Annotated in this window: 22 protein-coding genes; 6 read left to right on the plus strand and 16 right to left on the minus strand. The window is 70.4% G+C overall.

Translation table 11 applies throughout. The features are described from left to right. On the minus strand, positions 1 to 784 hold a 784-nt coding region (locus AB0H84_RS44785; RefSeq protein ID WP_357618766.1), incomplete at its 3' end, for a cytochrome b N-terminal domain-containing protein. A gap of 231 nt (positions 785 to 1,015) precedes the next feature. Between AB0H84_RS44785 and ppdK the strand changes: the two genes are divergently transcribed. After that, positions 1,016 to 3,661 (plus strand): pyruvate, phosphate dikinase, encoded by a 2,646-nt coding sequence (gene ppdK, locus AB0H84_RS44790; protein WP_357618769.1) that lies wholly within the window; start codon positions 1,016 to 1,018, stop codon positions 3,659 to 3,661. 315 nt (positions 3,662 to 3,976) lie between these two features. Here the strand turns inward: ppdK and AB0H84_RS44795 are convergent, their stop codons facing one another. The 3 genes from AB0H84_RS44795 to AB0H84_RS44805 all read right to left on the minus strand — a co-directional run bounded on the left by AB0H84_RS44795 (position 3,977) and on the right by AB0H84_RS44805 (position 5,409). Beyond that, the gene (locus tag AB0H84_RS44795; RefSeq protein WP_357618773.1) at positions 3,977 to 4,285 is read right to left on the minus strand and encodes a helix-turn-helix domain-containing protein; all 309 of its coding nucleotides are present in this window, start codon (positions 4,283 to 4,285) and stop codon (positions 3,977 to 3,979) included. Then, complete coding sequence (locus tag AB0H84_RS44800; protein ID WP_357618775.1) at positions 4,285 to 4,650, minus strand: type II toxin-antitoxin system RelE/ParE family toxin; 366 nt, start codon at positions 4,648 to 4,650, stop codon at positions 4,285 to 4,287. Before AB0H84_RS44800 ends, AB0H84_RS44795 begins: the two co-directional genes overlap by 1 nt. A gap of 141 nt (positions 4,651 to 4,791) precedes the next feature. Further along, on the minus strand, positions 4,792 to 5,409 hold the full coding sequence (locus AB0H84_RS44805; protein WP_357618778.1) for a DinB family protein: 618 nt from the start codon (positions 5,407 to 5,409) through the stop codon (positions 4,792 to 4,794). 62 nt (positions 5,410 to 5,471) lie between these two features. Here AB0H84_RS44805 and AB0H84_RS44810 point away from each other — a divergent pair, with 62 nt between their 5' ends. Next, positions 5,472 to 6,482: a WYL domain-containing protein gene (locus AB0H84_RS44810; protein ID WP_357618781.1), complete on the plus strand. Its 1,011-nt coding sequence runs from the start codon at positions 5,472 to 5,474 to the stop codon at positions 6,480 to 6,482. A gap of 6 nt (positions 6,483 to 6,488) precedes the next feature. Here the strand turns inward: AB0H84_RS44810 and AB0H84_RS44815 are convergent, their stop codons facing one another. The 3 genes from AB0H84_RS44815 to AB0H84_RS44825 all read right to left on the minus strand — a co-directional run bounded on the left by AB0H84_RS44815 (position 6,489) and on the right by AB0H84_RS44825 (position 8,938). Continuing rightward, on the minus strand, positions 6,489 to 7,049 hold the full coding sequence (locus AB0H84_RS44815) for a GNAT family N-acetyltransferase (protein ID WP_357618784.1): 561 nt from the start codon (positions 7,047 to 7,049) through the stop codon (positions 6,489 to 6,491). Between the two features lie 120 nt (positions 7,050 to 7,169). Next, positions 7,170 to 8,555, minus strand: a complete 1,386-nt coding sequence (locus tag AB0H84_RS44820) for a glycine--tRNA ligase (protein WP_357618787.1) — start codon at positions 8,553 to 8,555, stop codon at positions 7,170 to 7,172. A gap of 95 nt (positions 8,556 to 8,650) precedes the next feature. Further along, the gene (locus tag AB0H84_RS44825) at positions 8,651 to 8,938 is read right to left on the minus strand and encodes an antibiotic biosynthesis monooxygenase family protein (RefSeq protein WP_357618791.1); all 288 of its coding nucleotides are present in this window, start codon (positions 8,936 to 8,938) and stop codon (positions 8,651 to 8,653) included. A 58-nt stretch (positions 8,939 to 8,996) separates the two neighbouring features. Between AB0H84_RS44825 and AB0H84_RS44830 the strand changes: the two genes are divergently transcribed. Beyond that, positions 8,997 to 9,341, plus strand: coding sequence for a DUF6703 family protein (locus tag AB0H84_RS44830; protein WP_357618794.1), 345 nt, complete (start codon positions 8,997 to 8,999; stop codon positions 9,339 to 9,341). 16 nt (positions 9,342 to 9,357) lie between these two features. Here the strand turns inward: AB0H84_RS44830 and AB0H84_RS44835 are convergent, their stop codons facing one another. From AB0H84_RS44835 to sucC, 6 genes are read right to left on the minus strand one after another with little or no spacing between them, the layout of a single operon-like run. Beyond that, positions 9,358 to 10,887 carry an aldehyde dehydrogenase family protein gene (locus AB0H84_RS44835; protein ID WP_357618796.1) on the minus strand — a complete coding sequence of 510 codons (1,530 nt, stop codon included), beginning with the start codon at positions 10,885 to 10,887 and terminating at the stop codon, positions 9,358 to 9,360. Between the two features lie 10 nt (positions 10,888 to 10,897). After that, complete coding sequence (gene gcl, locus AB0H84_RS44840) at positions 10,898 to 12,619, minus strand: glyoxylate carboligase (protein ID WP_357618799.1); 1,722 nt, start codon at positions 12,617 to 12,619, stop codon at positions 10,898 to 10,900. Next, a complete protein-coding gene (locus AB0H84_RS44845; protein WP_357618802.1) occupies positions 12,616 to 13,476 on the minus strand; it encodes a 2-hydroxy-3-oxopropionate reductase in 861 nt (286 codons plus the stop codon). Before AB0H84_RS44845 ends, gcl begins: the two co-directional genes overlap by 4 nt. Continuing rightward, positions 13,473 to 14,237 carry a TIM barrel protein gene (locus tag AB0H84_RS44850; RefSeq protein ID WP_357618805.1) on the minus strand — a complete coding sequence of 255 codons (765 nt, stop codon included), beginning with the start codon at positions 14,235 to 14,237 and terminating at the stop codon, positions 13,473 to 13,475. The genes AB0H84_RS44845 and AB0H84_RS44850 overlap by 4 nt, the downstream gene beginning before the upstream one ends. Then, entirely contained in the window at positions 14,234 to 15,109 is an 876-nt protein-coding gene (gene sucD / locus AB0H84_RS44855) for a succinate--CoA ligase subunit alpha (RefSeq protein ID WP_357618808.1), read from the minus strand. Before sucD ends, AB0H84_RS44850 begins: the two co-directional genes overlap by 4 nt. After that, complete coding sequence (sucC, locus tag AB0H84_RS44860; RefSeq protein ID WP_357618811.1) at positions 15,109 to 16,239, minus strand: ADP-forming succinate--CoA ligase subunit beta; 1,131 nt, start codon at positions 16,237 to 16,239, stop codon at positions 15,109 to 15,111. The genes sucD and sucC overlap by 1 nt, the downstream gene beginning before the upstream one ends. A gap of 101 nt (positions 16,240 to 16,340) precedes the next feature. Between sucC and AB0H84_RS44865 the strand changes: the two genes are divergently transcribed. The 3 genes from AB0H84_RS44865 (at position 16,341) to AB0H84_RS44875 (ending at position 18,689) form a co-directional block, all read left to right on the plus strand. Continuing rightward, positions 16,341 to 17,591, plus strand: a complete 1,251-nt coding sequence (locus tag AB0H84_RS44865) for an MFS transporter (protein WP_357618814.1) — start codon at positions 16,341 to 16,343, stop codon at positions 17,589 to 17,591. Between the two features lie 104 nt (positions 17,592 to 17,695). Continuing rightward, on the plus strand, positions 17,696 to 18,433 hold the full coding sequence (locus AB0H84_RS44870; protein ID WP_357618816.1) for a GntR family transcriptional regulator: 738 nt from the start codon (positions 17,696 to 17,698) through the stop codon (positions 18,431 to 18,433). Positions 18,434 to 18,500: 67 nt separating this feature from the next. Beyond that, on the plus strand, positions 18,501 to 18,689 hold the full coding sequence (locus AB0H84_RS44875; protein ID WP_357618819.1) for a hypothetical protein: 189 nt from the start codon (positions 18,501 to 18,503) through the stop codon (positions 18,687 to 18,689). Positions 18,690 to 18,735: 46 nt separating this feature from the next. Here the strand turns inward: AB0H84_RS44875 and AB0H84_RS44880 are convergent, their stop codons facing one another. From AB0H84_RS44880 to AB0H84_RS44890, 3 genes are read right to left on the minus strand one after another with little or no spacing between them, the layout of a single operon-like run. Next, on the minus strand, positions 18,736 to 19,743 hold the full coding sequence (locus AB0H84_RS44880) for a TerC family protein (protein WP_357618822.1): 1,008 nt from the start codon (positions 19,741 to 19,743) through the stop codon (positions 18,736 to 18,738). Next, complete coding sequence (locus tag AB0H84_RS44885; RefSeq protein ID WP_357618825.1) at positions 19,740 to 20,228, minus strand: hypothetical protein; 489 nt, start codon at positions 20,226 to 20,228, stop codon at positions 19,740 to 19,742. The genes AB0H84_RS44880 and AB0H84_RS44885 overlap by 4 nt, the downstream gene beginning before the upstream one ends. Then, complete coding sequence (locus tag AB0H84_RS44890; protein ID WP_357618828.1) at positions 20,228 to 21,634, minus strand: Nramp family divalent metal transporter; 1,407 nt, start codon at positions 21,632 to 21,634, stop codon at positions 20,228 to 20,230. The genes AB0H84_RS44885 and AB0H84_RS44890 overlap by 1 nt, the downstream gene beginning before the upstream one ends. Between the last annotated feature and the right edge of the window lie 182 nt (positions 21,635 to 21,816).

Here is a 21,816-nt window from a genome sequence, read left to right on the forward strand (position 1 = left end):
CTCGTCGCGAGCTCCTTCGCTCGTGTTCATGGTCGCGACCGCTTCGCTCCTCGTTGGCTCGTTCCTCGCTCTCTCGTCGCGAGCTCCTTCGCTCGGTGTGCTTCTGCCGCCAGGTGAGGATCAGCGCGTGCAACGGCACCACCGCCATCAGGATGCCCGGCACCAGCAGCACATGGGTGACGAAGACCCGCGGGATGACCTGCCCGGGGAAGCCGCCGTCGAAGGCGAACGCCGCCAGGTACGTGCCCACCAGCGGGATCGAGAGCAGCAGCGCGTGCGCCTCGCGCAGCCCGGTCATCGCGAGCTGGTCACCGGGCAGCGAGACGCCCAGGAACGACTCGAACAGCACCAGCCCGAACAGCACGACCCCGAGCATCCAGGTCAGCTCGCGCGGCCGGCGGAACGCGCCGGTGAAGAAGACCCGGCAGAGGTGGGCCACGATCGCCAGCACGAACACCGTGGCCGACCAGTGGTGGAGCTGGCGCATCAGCAGCCCGCCGCGCACGTCGAGGCTGATCTCCGTGACTGAGGCGAAGGCCACGCCGGAGTGCGGCTCGTAGAACAGCGTGAGGAACGTGCCCGTGAGCACCAGCAGCGCGAACGAGTAGAGCGCCAGCTCGCCCAGCAGGAACGTCCAGTGGCTCGGGAACAGCTTGCGCAGCTGCGGCCGGAGCCAGCGGGCCAGCGGCAGGCGGTCGTCGAGGTAGATCGCGGAATCGACGGCCGCCTTTGCGGACCCCGCGACTATGCGGGCGCGCCGCTTGGGCTTGGTAGGAGTGGCCATGGGCGCCTCCTGATGGGGGTGTGATCTGATTCTGCACCCGCCGTCCGCCTTTCTCAAGAATTGGTGTAAACCAATTGGTCTAATCCAATTCTCTATCTTCCAGAACTTTAATTGGATTAGACCTCTCCTGTGCGGTTTACCTGGGGAAACGGCAACTTATCCGAAGGGTGCAGTTTCATCATCAATTTCGCCGGTAGAGTCCCGGGCAGAGGCGTTGGATTGGAGCGTGTGGTGGCCAAGTACGTTTACGACTTCACCGAGGGCAACAGGAATCTCAAGGATCTTCTCGGCGGCAAGGGCGCGAATCTTGCCGAAATGACCAACCTCGGACTGCCCGTTCCCCCCGGATTCACGATCACCACCGACGCCTGCCGCCACTACCTGGCGACCGGCGTCGTACCGGACGGCCTGGAGCAGGAGGTCGCCGAGCACCTGGACGCGCTCGAGAAGCAGATGGGCCGGCGGCTCGGACAGGCCGACGACCCGCTGCTGGTGAGCGTGCGGTCCGGGGCGAAGTTCTCCATGCCGGGCATGATGGAGACCGTCCTCAACATCGGGCTGAACGACGAGTCCGTCCACGGCCTGGCCAAGCAGGCGGGCGGCAACGACCGCTTCGCGTGGGACTCGTACCGCAGGCTCATCCAGATGTTCGGCAAGACGGTGCTCGGGATCGACGGCGACCTGTTCGAGCGCGCGCTCGACGAGCTGAAGGGCCGGCGCCAGGACACCGACCTCGACGCGGGCGAGCTGCAGCGGCTCGTGGAGACGTTCAAGGGCATCGTCCGCGAGCAGACCGGCGAGGACTTCCCCACCGACCCGCGCCAGCAGATGCGCCTGGCCGTCATGGCGGTCTTCGACTCCTGGAACGCCCCCCGGGCGATCCTCTACCGCCGCCAGGAACGCATCCCGGCCGACCTCGGCACCGCCGTGAACATCGTGGCCATGGTCTTCGGCAACGTCGGCGACGACTCCGGCACCGGCGTCGCCTTCACCCGCGACCCCGGCACCGGCAGGCAGGGCATCTACGGCGACTACCTGCAGAACGCCCAGGGCGAGGACGTGGTGGCCGGCATCCGCAACACGATCCCGCTGGAGGAGCTCGAGCGCATCGACAAGACCTCATACGACGAGCTGCTCGGGATCATGAAGACCCTCGAGAACCACTACAAGGACCTGTGCGACATCGAGTTCACGATCGAGCGCGGCAAGCTCTGGATGCTGCAGACGCGGGTCGGCAAGCGCACGGCGGCGGCCGCGTTCTGCATCGCCACGCAGCTCGTGGACCAGGGCCTGATCACGCTCGACGAGGCCGTCACCCGCGTCACCGGCGACCAGCTGGCGCAGCTCATGTTCCCCCGCTTCGACGGCGGCGCCGACAAGAAGCGGATCGCCAAGGGCATGAACGCCTCCCCCGGCGCCGCCGTGGGCAAGGCCGTCTTCTCGTCCGAGCGGGCGGTGGAGCTGTCGGAGCAGGGCGAGGACGTCATCCTGGTCCGCCGCGAGACCAACCCCGACGACCTGGCCGGCATGATCGCCGCCAAGGGCATCCTGACCAGCCGCGGCGGCAAGACCTCCCACGCCGCCGTGGTGGCCAGGGGCATGGGCAAGACGTGCGTGTGCGGGGCGGAGGAACTGGAGGTCTCTCCTCCCGAACGCCGCTTCACCGCGCCCGGCGGGGTGGTGGTGTCCGAGGGCGACGTCATCTCCATCGACGGGACCTCCGGGGAGGTCTTCCTGGGGGAGGTGCCGGTCGTGGACTCGGCGGTGGTCGAGTACTTCGAGGGCGCCCCGCCGGAGGACGAGCTGGTCAAGGCCGTGGACCGGATCATGCGCCACGCGGACTCGGCGCGGCGCCTGGGCGTGCGGGCGAACGCCGACACCCCGGAGGACGCGGCGCGGGCCCGCCGCTTCGGCGCGCAGGGCATCGGACTGTGCCGCACGGAGCACATGTTCCTGGGCGAGCGCAGGCAACTGGTGGAGGACCTGGTCCTGGCCGCGACGGACGAGGAGCGCCAGGCGGCGCTGGACGCGCTGGAGCCGCTCCAGAAGACCGACTTCACCCAGATATTTCAGGCAATGGACGGCGCTCCCGTCACCATCCGCCTCATCGACCCGCCCCTCCATGAATTCCTGCCCGACATCGTGGACCTCTCGGTCAAGGTCGCCACGGACAGTCCCGCCAACAGAGCCACCGAGAAGGACCGCCGGCTCCTGGCGGCGGTGAAGCGCCTCCACGAGCAGAACCCGATGCTGGGTCTCCGGGGCGTCCGCCTGGGCCTGGCGATCCCGGGCCTGTTCGCGATGCAGGTGCGGGCCATCGCCCAGGCGGCCAAGGAGGTGCCGGGCGCCCGGCCGGAGATCATGATCCCGCTGGTGGCGGCCGTACAGGAGCTGGAGGCGGTACGCGAGGAGGCGGAGCGGATCCTCGCGGAGGCCGGCGTGGAGGCCCTGATCGGCACCATGATCGAGGTCCCGCGGGCGGCCCTGACGGCGGCCCAGATAGCGGAGGCGGCGGAGTTCTTCTCCTTCGGCACCAACGACCTCACCCAGATGGCCTGGGGCTTCTCACGGGACGACGTGGAGTCGGCCTTCTTCTCCCGCTACCTCGACCTCGGCATCTTCGGCGTCTCCCCGTTCGAGACCCTGGACAGGGAGGGCGTGGGCCGCCTGATCAGGATCGCGGTGGAGGAGGGCCGGTCGGCCCGCCCGGACCTGCACCTGGGGATCTGCGGGGAGCACGGCGGAGACCCGGACTCGGTGCACTTCTGCCACGAGGTCGGGCTGGACTACGTCTCCTGCTCGCCGTTCCGCATCCCGGTGGCCCGCCTGGAGGCCGGCCGCGCCGCCTTGACCGAAACCGACTCCGACACCCGCTGACACCAGGACGCCGTGGAGAGCTCCCGGGGCTCCGGGCCGACAAGCGCGGTCCTCGCTCAGCGCTCGGGCGTGCCGATGGGATCGGGGCTCCGCCCCGATCCCAGGGCGAGGGGGCATGCCTGCCCCCTTCGCGCTCCCCCTGGCGCTGGGCCGAAATTCCACCCGGTTGGGTCGTATGCCGTGAAGCCGCAGTTCAAGACCAGAGAGGCCGGCGGAAGAACCCATAGGGACACCGCAACGGCAGCCGAGAAAGACCGGGCGGCAGAGATGGCGGGACCGAACGTCCTTCCTGTTCGGTAACCGAGATCGCCAGAACTAGGCGGCGTGGGCTTCGAACCAGACAGATCCGAGATCATGGCCGGCAGTGAGGCGAACATCCGCATCCAGAGCGGCGGCCAAGTGGCGCAGCAGCGCAACGGTCGGTGTGGTGCCGCCTTCCTCGATGCACTCAATCTCGTCCTCGGTCATGCCCGCTCGCTCGGCGACTTCGGCAATGCCAAGCCCGAGTGCGACGCGCCGATCGTACAGGGCCTTGCCAAACGCCAGCGCCTCGCGAATGGCGATCCGTTCGGGATCTTCGACCTGCTCGGAAGGGCGTACCCAGCGGGTGTGGTACCCGGACATCACACGTGCCTTTCGAAAATCTCGGTTATCGGACCCCAATGATCGCGCTCGCAGATCTTCTGCGCTCGAACCGCACGTTCGATCTGCCTCTGATCATGTTGCTTGGTCTTGTGGAAAACCGTGAGCAACACGATCGTCCTGTTCGTAGTACACCAGTACGTTACCCGGGCGGCAACCACGCGAAGCCGAACCCGCAGCTCCCATACCCGTCCCTCCAAATGATCCGACCACGGCCCGCCGAGTTCAGGCCCTCTTTCGGCCAGCATGCCTGCGAGTTCATCGACTCTCTTGAAGTCGCTCCCGCTGAGATCGGCAAGCCATTCTCGTACTTCGGGTTCCAGTTCGAGGCCGTACAGCTCCCGCATCATCCCTCCCGACACCGTGGCTGAGAGTAGCGGGCGTTTGCGTTGTGTGAGACTGGGTCGGGGGAACGCCCCCATTTGTCTCATGCCGCAACCGGCGTGGACGGGCTGGGTGGGCCGATCCGGGAGGACCCCGATCGCTGGTCAGGTTGATTTCTGGCCGTCGAGCGTCTCGCGCAGGATGTCGGCGTGCCCCGCGTGCTGGGCGGTCTCGGCGATGAGGTGCAGCAGCACCTGGCGCACGCTGCGCACCGCCCCCGGCTCGTTCCAGGGCGCTTCCGGCAGCGGGTGTGTCGCCGACAGGTCGGGCACGGTGGCGATGATCTCCTCGGTACGGGCGGCGACCTGCTCGTAGCGGGCCAGGATCCCGGCCGATGTCTCGCCGGGCAGCATCCGGAAGTCGTTCTGGTGGTCGATCGCCCACTGCGGGATCTCCCGTGCGGTGCCGGCTGCGAGGTCGGCCCAGGTGACACCGTCGGGCAGGTCGTGGCGCATCGCCGACGGGCCCTCCAGCACGAAGCGCAGCCAGCTCTCCTCCATGGAGGCGACGTGCTTGATCAGCCCGCCCAGGCAGAGCGCGCTGGCCGTCGGGCGCTCGCCGAGCTGCTCGTCGCCGAGCTCCCGGACGGTGTCGGTCAGGGCGGAGCGCGCGGTCGCGAGCGCGGCGAGCAGGTCGCCCCGCTCGGCGTCGAGGGTCGAGGGGGGCGTGGTGGTGGCGGTCACGGCGTTCGGGTCCTTCGCGTTGTTGTCGTTGACGGGCACGCGACAACAGTCGCAGGTGAAGCGGACAGGAAGTGTCCGCTTCTCAGGGCACTATGGGAATCATGCCGAAGACCTCAGCGCGACTGCTGGCGCTGCTCTCGTTGCTCCAGACGCGCCGCGACTGGCCGGGGGCGCTGCTGGCCGAGCGGCTGGACATCAGCCCGCGCACCGTGCGCCGCGACGTCGACCGCCTGCGCGAGCTCGGCTATCCCATCGTGGCCTTCAAGGGGCCCGACGGCGGCTACCGGCTCGAGGCGGGCACGGAGCTGCCCCCGTTGCTCTTCGACGACGAGCAGGCCGTCGCTCTGGCCATCGCACTCCAGATCGCCACCACCACCGGCGCCGGCATCGAGGAAGCCGCGGCGCGCGCGCTGAACACCGTCCGGCAGGTCATGCCCGTACGGCTGCGCCACCGGATCGACACCCTCCAGGTCACCGCCGTCGAGCGGCCGACGACAAGACCGGACCCGCCAGTCGGCAGCGGCGTGCTGACGGCACTCAGTGCGGCCGTCCACGCCCGCGAGGTGCTGCGCTTCGACTACACCCCCGCATTCCCCCCGGCCGACCAGGCCATGGCGGCCCCGCCGCGCAGGGTGCAGCCGCATCACCTCGTCGCGTGGGGCGGGCGCTGGTATCTCGTCGCCTGGGACCTCGACCGCGAGGACTGGCGTACTTTCCGCGCCGACCGGATCGTCCCGCGCACTCCGACAGGGCCCCGCTTCACCCCGCGCGAGCTGCCCGGAGGCGGGGTGGCCGCCTTCGTGACGGGCAGGTTCCGGGGCTCCGACGGCTCAGGCGACTGGCCCTGCCGCGGCGAGGTGATCCTTGACCTGCCTGCCTCCGCCGTGTCCCGCTTCACCCGCGACGGAGTCGTCGAGGAGCTGGGACCGGAGCGCTGCCGGCTGATCCTGGGCTCGTGGTCATGGCCCGGCCTGGCCGCCGCCATCGGCAGGTTCGACGCCGACATCGAGGTCGTCGGCCCGGCCGAGCTCAAGGACGCCTTCGCGCACCTGGCCCGCCGCTACGCCCACGCCGCAGCCGGCACACCCGCCGCACCTCCCCTGGCCCGATGAGCCAGGTCAGGCGGTGAACGCATGCAGGTTGGCGGTGCTGAGCGCCTGCTCCGCGCCGAACTCCGCAAAGGTGCCGACCTGGCGGAAGCCGAGGCGGGCGGCGAGCCTCAGCGAGCGCTGGTTGGCCGTCTGGGTCACGAGAACGACCGGCTGGTCGGGGAGTTCGCCGGCGGCGGCGCGCAGCACGGCCGTCGCGGCCTCGAACGCGAGCCCCGCGCCCCACGCGCTGCGCCTGAGCACATAGGAGAGCTCCAGCTCTTCGCCGTCCTCCGTGACGTGTCCGGGGCGCTCGGCGGAGCGGCGGTCGAGGGCGAGTGTTCCGATGAGCTCGTCGGTCGTGAGGTCCGCGATGACGAAGCTTCCTGGCGGGGAGGTCAGGGCGGCGGCGCCGACCGCGTCGATGTGCCGCTCGACGTCGCCGCGGGGCCTCGGGCCGCCGAGATATGCCCTGACCTCGGGATCGGTGACGAGCTCGATGAGCCCTTCGCGGTCGGCACTGTGCGCTTTGCGCAGCAGGAGCCGATCTGAGGCGATTTCCGTCGCGGAGAGCGTGGGCACTTGGATCATGAAGCCATCCTGGCAGCGAACCTGCCTGCCCGTGCGCAGCCGTAAAAAATCATGGTGGTGAACGCAGAACGGGCCGCCCGCCGGAACAACGGCGCGCGGCCCGTCAGATGACGACCAGAACTAGTCGTTCAGGTGCTGGCGCAGGTAGGAGTCGACGCCCTCGATGGAGATGCGCTCCTGGGCCATCGAGTCGCGCTCCCGGATGGTGACCGCCTGGTCCTCGAGCGTGTCGAAGTCGACCGTGATGCAGAACGGCGTGCCGATCTCGTCCTGGCGGCGGTAGCGGCGGCCGATCGCGCCCGCGTCGTCGAACTCCACGTTCCACCGGCGGCGCAGCTGCGCGGCCAGGTCGCGGGCCTTCGGCGACAGGTCGGCGTTGCGCGAGAGCGGCAGCACCGCGGCCTTGACCGGCGCGAGCCGGTGGTCGAGCCGCAGCACCGTGCGCTTCTCCATGACGCCCTTGGCGTTGGGCGCCTCGTCCTCGCTGTAGGCGTCGAGCAGGAACGTCAGCGCCGCCCGGTCGACACCGGCCGCCGGCTCGATGACGTAGGGGACGTAACGCTCGCCCGTGTCCTGCTCGAAGAAGCTCAGGTCGACACCCGAAGCCTTGGAGTGGGCGGTGAGGTCGTAGTCGGTGCGGTTGGCGATGCCCTCGAGCTCACCCCACTCCGAGCCGGCGAAGCCGAAGCGGTATTCGACGTCCACCGTGCGCGTGGAGTAGTGGGAGCGCTTGTCGGCCGGGTGCTCGTAAAGGCGCAGGTTGTCCTTGTTGATGCCCAGGTTGGAGTACCAGCGGTAGCGCTCGTCGATCCAGTACTGGTGCCACTCCTCGTCCGTGCCCGGCTTGACGAAGAACTCCATCTCCATCTGCTCGAACTCGCGGGTGCGGAAGATGAAGTTGCCCGGCGTGATCTCGTTGCGGAACGACTTGCCGATCTGGCCGATGCCGAACGGGATCTTCTTGCGCGCCGACTGCTGCACGTTGAGGTAGTTGATGAAGATGCCCTGCGCGGTCTCGGGCCGCAGGTAGGCCAGGCCCGACTCGTCCTCGACCGGGCCGAGGTAGGTCTTGAGCAGGCCGCTGAACTGCCTGGGCTCGGTGAAGGTGCCCTTGTTGCCGCAGTTGGGGCAGGTGATGTCGGCCAGGCCGCGCTCGGGCGACTTGCCGTTCTTCTCCTCGTACGCCTCGATGAGGTGATCGGCGCGGAAGCGCTTGTGGCAGGAGAGACACTCGGTCAGCGGGTCGGTGAAGGTGTCGACGTGGCCGCTGGCCCGCCACACCTCGGGCGCCAGGATGACGCAGGAGTCGAGGCCCACGACGTCGTCACGCGACTGGACCATCGACAGCCACCACTGCCGCTTGACGTTGTTCTTGAGCTCGACACCCAGTGGACCGTAGTCCCACGACGCGCGCAGTCCGCCGTAGATCTCGCTCGACGGGTATACGAGCCCGCGGCGTTTGGCGAGGCTGACGATGGTGTCCATGACGTCGGTGCGTCGTGCCATTTTGGTTGATTCTCTTTCCGGCTGGAGGTCGGCGAGTGAAATTGGTGAGATCCCAGCTTAGGGGACGCACACACCCTCTCGCTCGCCGGTAATCGTTACTGCCTGTCTTGTGTGTAGACGTCCTCGTAGGCGCCGGGCTCGTTGACCATGAGGATCATCAGCGGGTACATCGCCATCCTCGCAGCCGACAGGGCCCTGCGGTAGAACCCGGCGCCCTCCCACTCCGTGACCAGCGCCCACAGGTTGGGCTCGTCGATCGAACGGGCCAGCCGGCCACGCCGGTAGCCCGGCTGGGCGCCGAGTGTGTCGAGGATGGTTTGGCCTTGCTTGACGAAGTCTTGGGACTGGGACTCAGGAACGGTGTATCGGATCACGGCGAGCACCCGACCAGATTAAAGGCGTCACGACTGGCAGACATGCCAACTGCCGTAGGCTCTGGGAGTGGCCCCTGACAGCAAGCGCCCGCTTCCCAAGGGCGAGCAGTTCTTCACGCCGGGCGCGACCGGCCTGCGCAAGGCCGTCGAGCAGCGCAGTGCCGTGCCGATGACCTATCTGTTCACGCAGGTGCCCCGCTGGGTGGCGCCCGCCGTGCTGGTGATCCTGCTGCTGGCCGGGTTCGCCGTGGCCAACCCGCTGGGCGGTGTGGCCGTGCTGCCGGTGATCGCGTTCATCGGCTGGCTGGCGTACCTGTCGTGGCCGTCGCTGGGGATCGGTGGCAAGGTGCTGCGGGTCGCCATGCTGACCTTCCTCGTGCTGCTCGTCGCGACCCGCTTCGGCGCCTTCTGAGAAGCCTTCTCCCCGTTCAGGGGAGCAGGGTGTAGTGGGGGAAGTTGCCCGGCAGGCGCTCGCCCTCCGGGCCCGTGGTGGCGGCCCGTACGAGCAGTTCGCCGCCGACGAACGCGCCGCGCCAGGACGCCCCGAGCCCGCCGAACAGCTCCTCCCGGTCGCCCCGCGAGCGCGGCCGGTTGTGCCCCACCTTGAACGCCCGCACCTCCGGCGCCAGCCGCCGGAACGTCTCCTCCTCGTCGCAGGAGAGCGTGGCCACGAGGGCGCCGTTGCTGGCGTTCATCGCGGCCAGCAGCTCCGCCTCCGTGTCGACCAGCACGAACGTGTCCACCGGCCCGAACGGCTCGGCGTGGAAGAGCGGGGAGGAGCGGGGCGGGTTGAGGAGCGCCGTCGGCGCGAAATAAGCCGAAATATCCTGCCCCGGCAGGAAATGTCCGGCGTCGAGCGGCGCCCGGTGCACCGGCACCCCGCCCCTGGCTACCGCCTCGTCCACCTGGTCGGCCAGCTCCTTCGCCTTCGAGGCATTGATCAGCGGCCCGAAGTCCAGCTCGGGCAGCGGATCGCCGGGAGCGTCCACCGCGAGCGGATGCCCGAACCGCAGGGAGCCCACCGCCGCCAGGTACGCCCCCAGGAACTCGTGGAACAGCGACCGCTGCACCACGAACCGCGGATAGGCGGTGCAGCGCTGCTTGCCGTAGTCGAACGAGGCCCGGATCTGCCGGGTGAGCAACTCCCAGTCGCCGTACTCCCACACGCCCCAGCAGTTGAGGCCCTCCTGCTCCAGCACGTGCCGGCGTCCGACGTCGGCCAGCGAGGTCGCCACCTTCGCCCCCGCGTCCCTGCCTCCCACGAACGACACGCAGCCCAGCGCGCGCCCGCCGACGAGCACCGGCGACAGCTCCGCCCCTCCCCCGCTGACCAGCGTGAACGGCAGCCCTTCCCGCACGGCCAGCGCGCAGGCGAGCGTGAGGCAGCACAGCCCGCCGTCCGTGGGCGTCTTGGCGATCACCGCGTTGCCGGCCAGCGCCTGCACGAGCATGGCGTGCATGAGCACGCTCATCGGGTAGTTCCAGCTCGCGATGTTGCTGACCGGCCCGGGGAGCGGCGCGCGTCCCGCGATCAGGCGGTCGATCTCCTCGACGTACCAGCGCACGCCGTCCAGGCAGCGGTCCACGTCGGCGCAGGCCGTCCGCCACGGCTTGCCGATCTCCCAGACCAGCAGCAGCGCCAGCAGGTCGCGGTGCGCGGCCATCGACTCCACGGCGGCGGAGACCATGGCCTTGCGCTCGGCGAGCGGCACGTGCCGCCACCTGCGGTGCTCCTCGACGGCGCCCGCCACCGCGCGTCCCGCACCCGCCCGGTCGAGCCTGGGCGGTCCCGCGATGGCGGTGCCGTCCAGCGGCGAGAAGCCGGGCACGGGGCGCCCGTCGCGGTGCCAGATGCCGCCCCAGTGGTTCAGCACCCGGTCGTCGTGGAAGGCCTCGGGGGCCGCGGAACAGCACCTGTCGTAGGCGTCCCGCCAGGCCGTACCCGGCTTGAGCCGCATGCGTCCCTCCTCAGTCGGACCAGTCGGCGGTGATGAGCTCGGGCAGCGGCTCGAACTCCTTGATCGCCTCCAGCGAGGGCCCCATGGCGGCGTTGGCCTCGCGCTCCACCATCACCTCCACCAGCACGGGCAGCCGCTCCCGCGCCGACTCCGCCGCCGCCCAGGCCAGCGCGTCGCGGATGTCCCCCGGCAGCTCGACGCGGCGCGCCGGGCAGCCGAACGCCTCCATGGCCTTGACATGGTCGATGCCGCCTTCCCCGTAGCGCAGGTCCACGGCGTAGTTCATGCCGTACGGGAGCTCGGCCTGCCGGATGAGTCCCAAATACTCGTTGTTGATCATGACGATGACGAACGGGATCCGGTACTGGGCAGCCACCGCGACCTCCTCCATGAGGAACTGGAAGGAGTAGTCGCCCACCACGGCCACGACCTGGCGCTCGGGATGGGCGCACTTGACGCCCATGGCCGCGGGCACCTCCCAGCCGAGCGGGCCGGCCTGGCCGCAGACCAGGTAGCGGCGTGGCAGGTACGTCGCCTGGAACTGGCCCGACCAGATCTGGTAGAGCCCGATGGCGGTGACGAACGTGGTGTCCCTGCCGAAATACTCGTTGATCTCCCTGAACACCCGTGGCGGCTTGATCGGCACGTCGTCGAAGTCGTCGCGGCGGGCCATCGTCCGGCGCAGGTCGGCGATCCGCCGTACCCACTTGCCCGGCTCCTTCGGCGCCGTACGGCGGCGCGCCTCGGCCAGCAGCTCCGCCAGCACCGGCCGGGCGTGCCCGACGATCCCCAGGTCGGGCTCGAAGACCCGGCCGATCTGCGTGGGCTCGATGTCCACGTGCACGAACGTGCGCCCCCTGCGGTAGACGTCGAGGTCGCCGGTGTGCCGGTCGCCGAAGCGGGCGCCCACGGCCAGGACCAAGTCGCTGTCCAGGAACGCGGCATTGCCCCAGCGCGTCTGGGTCTGGATGCCCGCCATGCCCGCGAACAGTGGGTGGTCCTCGGGGAAGGCGCCCTTGCCCATGAGCGTCACCTGCACGGGCACCTGGAGGTGCTCGGCCAGCGCGCGCAGCTCGTCGCACGCCTCGGCGATGATCACGCCGCCCCCCGCCAGGATGATCGGCCTCCTGGCGCCGGTCAGCAGGTCCATGGCCTTGCGCACGGCCCCGGGCAGCGGCCTGGGCTCCTCGACGGGCAGCGGCGCGTCCAGCTCCCGGTCGTACCGGCAGGTCCCGCGCTGGACGTCGAGCGGCAGGTCGATGAGCACCGGACCGGGCCGTCCCGAGCGGGCGATCCTGAACGCCTCCCTGAACACCCACGGCGCCTGCGCCGGCTCCTTGAGCTGCACCGCCCACTTGGTCACCGGCCGGGCGATCTCCACGATGTCGACCGCCTGGAACGCCTCCTGGTGCAGCTTGGAGCTCACCGCCTGCCCGGTGACGCAGATCATCGGGATCGAGTCGGCGAGGGCGGTGTAGAGGCCGGTGATCATGTTCGTGCCGGCGGGGCCGGAGGTGCCGATGCAGACGCCGACGTTCCCGGTCACCCTGGCCCAGCCGTCGGCCGCGTGGGTGCCTCCCTCCTCGTGGCGTACGGTGATGTGCCTGATCGAGCTCTGCTGGAGCGCGGCGTAGAGCGGCAGGATGGCCGCGCCGGGGATGCCGAAGACGGTGTCCACCCCCTCCGACTCCAGCACGGCGACCACGGCCTCCATGCACGGGATTCGCGTCATCCGTTCAGCCTTTCGACGACCTTGAGCAGGGCGGAGTGATCGAGCGAGCCGTGGCCCTGCGCCCTGGCCGCGGCCACGAGCTGGGCGACCTGCCCGGTGAGCGGCAGGCTGACGCCGGCCTCGCGGGCGGCGGCGACGGCGATGCCCATGTCCTTGTGGTGCAGGTCGATCCGGAACCCGGGGGCGAACTCCCGCCTGACCATGGTGTGCCGCTTGAGCTCCAGGATCCTGGAGCCCGCCAGGCCGCCCGCGAGCACGTCGAGCCCGGCCACGGGATCCACGCCGGAGGCTTCGAGCAGCACGATCGCCTCCGACACGAGCCCGTAGATGCCGCCGACGACGAGCTGGTTGGCCGCCTTGACGGTCTGTCCGGCGCCGGCCGGGCCGACGTGCACGACCGTCGTGCCGAGCACCCCGAGCACCGGCTGGGCCGCCCGGAAGTGCTCCGCCTCGCCACCCACCATGATCGACAGGGTGCCGTCCACCGCGCCGCGCTCGCCGCCGCTGACCGGGGCGTCCAGTGCGCGTACGCCGGCGGCCGCGGCCTGCCGGGCGACCCGGCGGGAGGTCTCGGGCCTGATGGTGCTCATGTCGATGTAGAGGAGGTTCGGGCGGCCGTACTCGACGGCCAGCGGCGCGACCTCTTCCACCTGTGGCGAGTCGGGCAGCATCGTGATCACCACGTCGGCGCCGCCGACCGCCTCGACCACGCCGGACGCGCCCTTGCCGCCCAGGGCGACGAGCTGCTCGACGCGCTCGGCGCTCACGTCATATCCGATCACTACATGTCCGGCTTTGAGGAGGTTCGCCGCCATCGGGCTGCCCATGATCCCCAAGCCGATGAACCCGATGTTCATGGCCGCCTCCAGTCGAACGCGCCCGGCCCCTCGTGCCGGTACTCCAGGCCGATGTGACCCCGGTAGCCCGCCGCCGACAGCCGGGCGAAGATCTCGTCGTACGGCATGCGCCCGCTGCCCGGCCGCCCCCTGCCGGGGTCGTCGGCGATCTGTACGTGGCCGAACCTGGCACTGTGCCGGTCGATGAGCGACAGCACGTCCTCGCCCATCCGGTGCAGGTGGTAGAGGTCGGCCAGGAAGGCCACGTTCTCCCTGTCCACCTCGTCGATCAGCTCGAACGCCGCCCGCGACGATGTGATCGGATATTTCGGGTTCTCGTGGGAGTTGAGCGCTTCGACCACCACGGTCGCGCCGATGCCCGCCGCCGCGTCGGCCGCCCTGCGCAGGTTGGCCACGGCCAGGGCCCGGTCGGTGCCCGGCCCGTTGCCGTACAGGGCGTTGAGCACGCCGCAGCCCAGCTCGCCCGCCAGCTGGACCGCCACGTCGATGCCGGCCTGGAACCGGGCGGAGGTGTCCGGTCTGGCCAGCAGGCCGCGCTCCCCCGCGGTCATGTCGCCCGCGTCGAAGTTCAGTCCGACGAGCCGGACGCCGGCATCCTCGATCGCCTGCCGCAGCGCCGCCGGCTCCCTGCGCGGCGGCTCCGGCCCGTCGAACGGCCACCAGAGCTCGACGGCGTCGAACCCGGCCTTGGCCGCCGCGGCGGGCCGCTCCAGCAGCGGCAGGTCGGTGAAGAGAATGGAGAGATTGACGTCGAATCTCATGACGGGATCGCCGAGCGCATGAGGCGGGCGGTCTCGGACGGGGTGCGGCCGACGCGGACGCCGACCGCCTCCAGGGCCTCCTTCTTGGCCAGGGCGGTGCCGGACGAACCGGACACGATCGCGCCCGCGTGCCCCATGGTCCTGCCCTCCGGCGCGGTGAAGCCGGCCACGTAGGCGACCACGGGCTTGGTGACGTTTGCGGCGATGTAGGCGGCGGCCCGCTCCTCGGCGTCGCCGCCGATCTCGCCGATCATGACGATGGCGTCCGTGCCGGGATCGTCCTGGAACGCCTGGAGGCAGTCGATGTGGGTGGTGCCGACGACGGGGTCGCCGCCGATGCCGACGGCGGTGGAGAAGCCCAGGTCGCGCAGCTCGTACATGAGCTGGTATGTCAGCGTGCCCGACTTCGACACCAGCCCGATGCGCCCGGCCGAGGTGATGTCGGCGGGGATGATCCCGGCCGACGACTGCCCCGGGCTGATCAGGCCGGGGCAGTTGGGCCCGATGATCCTGGTCCGGCCGCTCGCCAGGGCGCGGAAGCGCACCGTGTCGTGCACGGGGACGCCCTCGGTGATGACCACGCAGAGCGGCACCCCGGCCCCGACGGCCTCCTCCACGGCCGAGCCGGTGAACCGCGGCGGCACGAACACGACCGAGACGTCGGCCCCGGTCTCCTCCATCGCCTCCGCGACCGAGCCGAACACGGGCACCGTGCGCTCGCCGAAGTCCACGGAGCGCCCGCCCTTGCCGGGCGTGACCCCGGCCACGACGTCGGTGCCCGCGGCCAGCATGCGGGCCGTGTGCCTGGTGCCCTCCGCGCCGGTCATGCCCTGCACGAGCACCCGGCTCTCCTTGGTCAGAAAGATCGCCATCACGCACCTGCCGCGAGTCTGGCCGCCATCTCGGCGGCGCCGTCCATGGTGGAGACCTGCCGGACCGCCGGGTGCCGGGCGTCGCTGAGGATGCGCCTGCCGACCTCGGCGTTGTTGCCGTCCAGCCGTACGACGATGGGCCTGCCGAGGCCGCGCTCGCCGAGCAGCCCGAGCGCGGTGACGATGCCGTTGGCCACCGCGTCGCAGGCCGTGATGCCGCCGAAGACGTTCACCAGGACCGAGCGCACGCCGGGATCGGCCAGGATGATCTCCAGCCCGTCGGCCATGACCTTGGCGGACGCGCCGCCGCCGATGTCCAGGAAGTTCGCGGGGGCCGCCCCGGCACCGGCGACCACGTCGAGCGTGCTCATGACCAGCCCGGCGCCGTTGCCGATCACCCCGACCTGTCCGTCCAGTTTGACGTAGTTCAGTCCCTTGGCCCTGGCGCGGGCCTCCAAGCCGTCCGAGGACTCGGCGTACTCCCGGGAGTGCCGGAACGCGGCGTTGCCGTCCAGGGTGACCTTGCCGTCGAGCGCCACGATGCGCTGGTCCGTGGTGCAGATCAGCGGGTTGACCTCGACCAGCAGGGCGTCCTCCTCGACCAGGACCCGCCACAGCCTCTCCAGCACCTCGGCCGCCTGCTCCGGCAGGCCCGCCTTGGCCGCCATCAGCCGGGCGGTGTCCGCGTCCACGCCTGTCACGGGGTCGATCGGCAGCTTCACCAGCGCGTCGGGGTCGGTGGCCGCCAGCTCCTCGATCTCCATGCCGCCCTGGCCGGAGACCATCGCCAGAAAACCGCCCTCGGCCCGATCCACGAGGAAGGCCGCGTAATACTCCTCGAACGGCACGGTCGCGGCCTCGACCAGCACGCTGCGCGCGACGTGCCCCTTGATGTCCATCCCGATGACGCGCCCGGCCTCCGCCTCGGCGCCGGCCGGCCCCGCCGCCGGCCTGATGCCGCCCGCCTTGCCGCGTCCGCCGGTCTTCACCTGGGCCTTGATGACGACGGGCGCGTTCAGCTCGGTCGCGATCTCGCGGGCCTCGGCCGGGGTGGCCGCGATCCTGCCTGGGGGGACGGGGATCCCGTGGCGCCCGAAGAGCTCCTTCGCCTGATACTCGTACAGGTCCATTCGAGCCTCCTTTGTAGACGGTATACCGTATGGAAAAACCCTCGTCCAGAGTCTCGACAGCGGCTCGTCTACTGGATATTCCATACAGTATGGAGAATGCAGTGAGAGACTGGCGCGGACGCTCGTACCTCCCGGGACCCGTCCCCGCCGACCGTAAGCGCATCTTCTGGCTGGCCTGGGGCGCCATGGCGGCGATCAGCCCGCTCCAGTACGGCTACGCGGCCCTCCTCGCCAAGGAGGCCACCGGCCTCACCCTGCTGGCCGTCTGGATCGCCTGCCAGGCCGCGGGCGCCCTCCCCGCACTCCGCCTGGTACGGCGCGGCCGCCTCGGGGTCCGCGCCTGCCTGGCGGCCGGAGCCGCCCTGAGCGCCCTGGGCCTCGCCGCGGCGGCGTTCAGCGGCCCGGGTCAGGCGGCGGCGGGGCTGTCCGGCCTCGGCCTGATCGCCTTCCTGGGATACGCGCTGCTCGGCGGGCTCGGGGCCGGCCTGGTCTACGGGATCTGCGGCGAGGTGGTCTCCTCCTGGTATCCGGAGCGGCCGGCCGCCCGGGTCGGCCTGATCACCGGCGCCTTCGGGTACGGCGCGGTGCCCGTACTGGTGTGGGCCGGTATCGCCCCCGACGCCACGTCCACCGCCTTCCTGGTCGCGGCCGCCGTCGCCGTGGCGGTCATCGGGGCGGCGGCCCGGCACCTGCGGCTGGCCCCGGCGCTGTGGTGGCCCGCGGACGTCGACCCGCGCTCGCACGCGCTGGACGCGGCGAGACTGCGCACGACCCCGGAGGCGGCCAGGCAGTTCAGGCTGCCGCAGGCGCTGCGCACGCGGACGCTGCCCGCGCTCGCCCTGATCCTGACGTGCGCGGGCGCGGTGTCCGTCTTCGACGTGATCGTGGTCGCGGGCACGGGGTCCTGGGGTGCGCTCGCCCTGCTGGTGGCGCTGAACGGGGCCAGCCGGTCGGTGGCCATGCGCTGCTCGGAGCTGTTCGGCCGGCGCCGCGTGCTCGCCGCCGTGCTGACGTCGCTCGCCGTCGGGCAGCTCCTCCTCGCGGCCGCCGCCTCGGGAGGCGAGCCGCTGTTGTGGCTCGGAATCGTGGCCGCCGGGGTCGGGGGCGGGGCGTTCTATCCGCTGCTCGCCAGCCTGGTGCGGGAGTTCTTCGGCGTCGAGCGGGCGGGCGAGATCCACGCCGTCGTCTACAGCGCCAAGGCCGTGGCCGGCGTGGCGGCCGTCGCGCTGGCCCTGCTCGCCCTGAGCAATCCCGTGACGGCGCTGGGCGTCGCCACCGCGCTCGCCGCGCTGCCCGCCCTGGCCACCCCCCGCCTCCGCATCCCCGGCCTCCCGGTCACCATCCCGGCCTGACACCGCGGGAGGCCCTGTGATGAGACTCACGGTCCGGGACCTCCCCCGGACGGTATGCTGTAGGCAGTCGACGAAAAACTTTAGTCCAGCCCTGGAGACGTGACATGCTGCTCTCGGATCAGCCCGGTCAGGCGACGGCCACGAAGATCGCCCGTCCTGCCACGCTCAGGGAGAGCGTGATCGAGGCTATCCAAGAGCTCATCGTCTCCGGGCAGCTCAAGCCGGGACAGCACCTGGTCGAGAGCGAGCTGGCCGAGCTGCTGGGCGTCTCCAGGCAGCCGGTCCGCGAGGCGCTGCAGCAGCTCAGCGGCGAGGGGTGGGTGGACCTGTTCCCAGGGCAGGGCGCGTTCGTGCACGTCCCGACGCTGGAGGAGGCCGACCAGCTGCTGGCCGTGCGCACGCTGCTGGAGACCGAGTCCGCCAGGCTCGCCGCCAAGCACGCGGGCGAGGACGGCGTGCGGCGGCTGCGGGCCCTGTGCGCCCGGGGCATCGCGGCGGTGGAGTCCGACGACGTCGAGGCGGCGGTGGCGACCAACTCCGAGCTGCACGCCCTGGTGACCGCCCTGTCGGGCAACCAGGTCCTCTCCGAGCTGGCCAGCCAGGTGGCCAGGCGGGTGCGGTGGTACCACACGCCGGTGGCCCGCCAGCGCGGCATGGACTCGTGGGAGGAGCACACCTCGCTGATCGACGCCATCGAGGCGGGCGACGAGCGCCGCGCGGCCAAGATCATGCGCGAGCACACCGAGCACACCCGTGCCTCCTACCTGGCACAGCGCGAGAAGGAGCCGGTCGAGCCGGCGCCCAAGCCGGTACGCCGGCGCCGCCCGCGGCAGCTCGGTTGACCTGACGTTCACAGAAGGCCACATGCTCCGAAACACCTCGGGTAGAGGGTGGAGTCATAGGAGGTGCATGACGATGAAGGCGCTCATCCGCTTTCTCCTCGGTGATCCCCCGGGCCAGGCGGCGGACGGCCGTGCGATCGGCCTGGGGCTGAGCACGGCGCTCAAGAAGCACTACTCCGCCGACGACGCGGACCGCTACCTGCGTGAGTGGGCCGCGGCGGAGCACGACGACGTACGCGACTGCCCACGGCACTGAGCCGCGGCAGGGGCCCGTACGGAGGCCGGCCCCGGCCGCGGCGTACTCAGCGCTCTACGGGCTCGGGCGCCACCCCCTCCGAGCCCGCCTCCGAGTCAGAGGCTGCGGCCGACGCCCTGGCGTCGCGGGCGGACTTGACGAGGCTCAGCACCGTGGTGACGGCGAGGGTGCCGACGATGGCACCGAGGGACACCAGGATCGGGATCTCCGGCGCCCACGACACGCCGTCGTGGTGCAGGGCCTCGAGGATCAGCTTCACGCCGATGAAGGCCAGCACCACCGAGAGCCCCTTGCTCAGGTAGACGAGCCGGTCGAGCAGCCCGCCGATGAGGAAGAAGAGCTGGCGCAGGCCCATGAGGGCGAAGGCGTTGGCGGTGAAGACCAGGTAGGGCTCCTTGGTGAGGCCGAAGATGGCCGGGATGGAGTCGAGCGCGAAGAGCAGGTCGGTGGTCCCGATGGCGACCATGACGATCAGCATCGGGGTGACCATCCTGCGCCCGTGGTGCACGGTGAGGCGGGCCCCGTGGTACGTGTCCGTCGTCGGGAGCACCCGGCGCACCGCGCGCAGGGCGACGTTCTCGGAGAACTCCGCCTCCTCGTCCTCGTGCCCGATCAGCTTCCACGCGGTGTAGACGAGGAAGGCGCCGAACACGTAGAAGAGCCAGTCGAACCTGGACACCGCCTGCGCGCCGGCCGCGATGAAGGCGCCGCGCATGCCCAGTGCCAGGATGATGCCGATGAGCAGCACCTTCTGCCGGTACTCCCGCGGCACCCGGAAGCGGCTCATGATCAGCAGGAAGACGAAGAGGTTGTCCACGCTGAGCGAGTACTCGGTGATCCACCCGGCGAAGAACTCGCCGCCGTGCGCGGGACCCCAGAGCAGCAGCAGGCCGGCGCCGAAGGCCACGGCCAGGCCGACGTAGAACGAGACCCAGGCCACGCACTCCTTGATCGACGGCTCGTGCGGCTTCCTGGCGACGATCCAGAAGTCCACCGCGATCACGAGCGCGAAGCCGCCGACCGTGGCCAGCCAGATCCAGACGGGCAGGTTCACCGCCGCTGCCTCCTTCGTGCGCGCAACATCCCGGCGTGCCGTACGTAGACCTCGAGCAGCGCCTTGGCGAGGGGGTTCGCGCCGGCGCGGCGCATCAGCCAGTGCGGCATGAGCCGTTCGTGCAGCCAGACGAAGCCGATCGCGAAGCCGAGGCTCACCATCGCCTGGTACGCGAGGAACGGCAGCACGCCGTCGGCCAGGCCGATCCCGACCAGGCTCTCCTGCGCCAGCCGGGACACGGGGAAGGCCGCCACCCAGTACAGGCCGACGGGTGCGAAGGTGCCCGGACGGAACACGCCGTGGCCGAGCAGCATGCCGTACAGGCCGCCGAAGAGGGCGAGCGGGACGGCGAGGGACAGTGCCGACAGCGCGGCCATCCCGGTGGGCTGCCTCGCGAAGAGGGTCAGCCCACCGGCCATGGCTCCGGCGACGGCTCCGATCGACGCCCCCGGCAGGGCGAGTTCGAGGCTGTGCCGTCCGCCCATCAGCCCACGACCACGCCGTAGGCGAACAGGCTGTAGAAGAGCATCCCGAGATAGAACACCGCTCCGCAGCCGATGATCACGTTCGTCCACCACCTGGGCCTGATCGGCTTGGGCAGCATGCGGTTGTTCACCAGGAGCAGCGTCACGCAGTACGCCCCCATCGCGAACGTCGACAGGAACGCCAGCGTGTCCAGGATCCCGCTCGGCCCGTCGGCCGGCCCGAACAGCAGGATCAGGATGCCGAAGATGATCACCCCCCAGAGGAAGATGCCGTACAGACGCGACATGCCCAGCTTCTTCGCCCCAGGGACGAAGTTGTACGTCATGTCCGCCTGACCCCGGGAGAAGGAGTCGAACAGCCCCAGAGTCGCGTTCAGCCCGATCAGCGCGATGAACCCGAGGAACACCCCGCCGAGCACCGAACTGCCCGCGTGCGAGACCGCGCCCGCCATCGCGGTCAGCGCGACCTCGCGGTCGTCGCCCTGGATGGCCGCGCGCACGCCCGGGTTCAGCCGCGCCGCCGACTGCGCGATCACCGTGAACGAGATCGTCACCATCATGGTGACGCCCCAGAACATCAGCAGCGCGTCGAACGTGACCCAGCGCCGCCAGCCCTTCCACTTGGCCATCTCGGCCTGGTCCTCGGTGTCGAACATGAACCCGCGCGCGGGCATCTCCTCTTCCTCGCCCGCGTGCCGCAGCCCGCGGACCTGCGGGATGTGCGCGCCCATGCCGGCCCCCGAGTCACGGAGGTGCAGCGTGTACCACATCTGCTGCATGCCGGACGGGCCCGCGAAGGCGCACGCGCCCACGATGACGGGGAACCAGGCCGCCGACATGGCCTCGGACGGCAGGTAGCCGAAGGCGAACATGCCCCTGATCGTGTCGACCACGTCGCCCCAGGATCCGACCATGGCCGCGACCACGGCCGTGCCGAGCACGAGCGCGCCGATGAGCAGCGACAGCACGTTCTCCAGCACGTTGTAGATCACCTTGGCCAGGCTGAACACCACCCCGACCAAGATGAGCCCGGCGATGGCCGTCACCATCCACGGGATGCCGGTGATCTCCTCGAACGCCGCCGCTCCCGCCGACAGGTGCCCCGGCCAGATGTAGACGGCGATCGCCACGATGAAGAAGAACCACATCAGCGGCTTGAACACCCTGGCCGCGCCCGAGAAGATGCTCTCCCCCGTGGCCATGGCGTACCGCGCCATCTCGAGCATCACCACGGCCTGCAGCGTGACGCCGATGAGGAACAGCCACCTGATCTCCGGCCCGAACAGCAGCACCAGCCTGGGCCACATGTACGACTCGCCCATGCCCACGCCCAGCGCGACGAGGAAGACCGTCGGCCCGAGAATGTGCACCGACGGAGGCGCGTCGGGCAGCTTCCTGATGGGCATCGGCTCAAGCCGGCCCGCTTTCCATACTCGTTCGTCCTGGACCGGCGGCGTGGCCGTCGCCGGTGGTGTTTTTGATGTGTCCACCTACGGACCTCCTGGGGGGTTTGTTGCTTCTCGTGCGCCCCGATTAGCCCCCTTGCCAGCTGCTGTGCTCATGGTCGCGACCGCTCAGGACTCGTTGG

It is taken from the genome of Nonomuraea sp. NPDC050786, assembly GCF_040654115.1.
In the GTDB taxonomy this organism is placed as follows: domain Bacteria; phylum Actinomycetota; class Actinomycetes; order Streptosporangiales; family Streptosporangiaceae; genus Nonomuraea.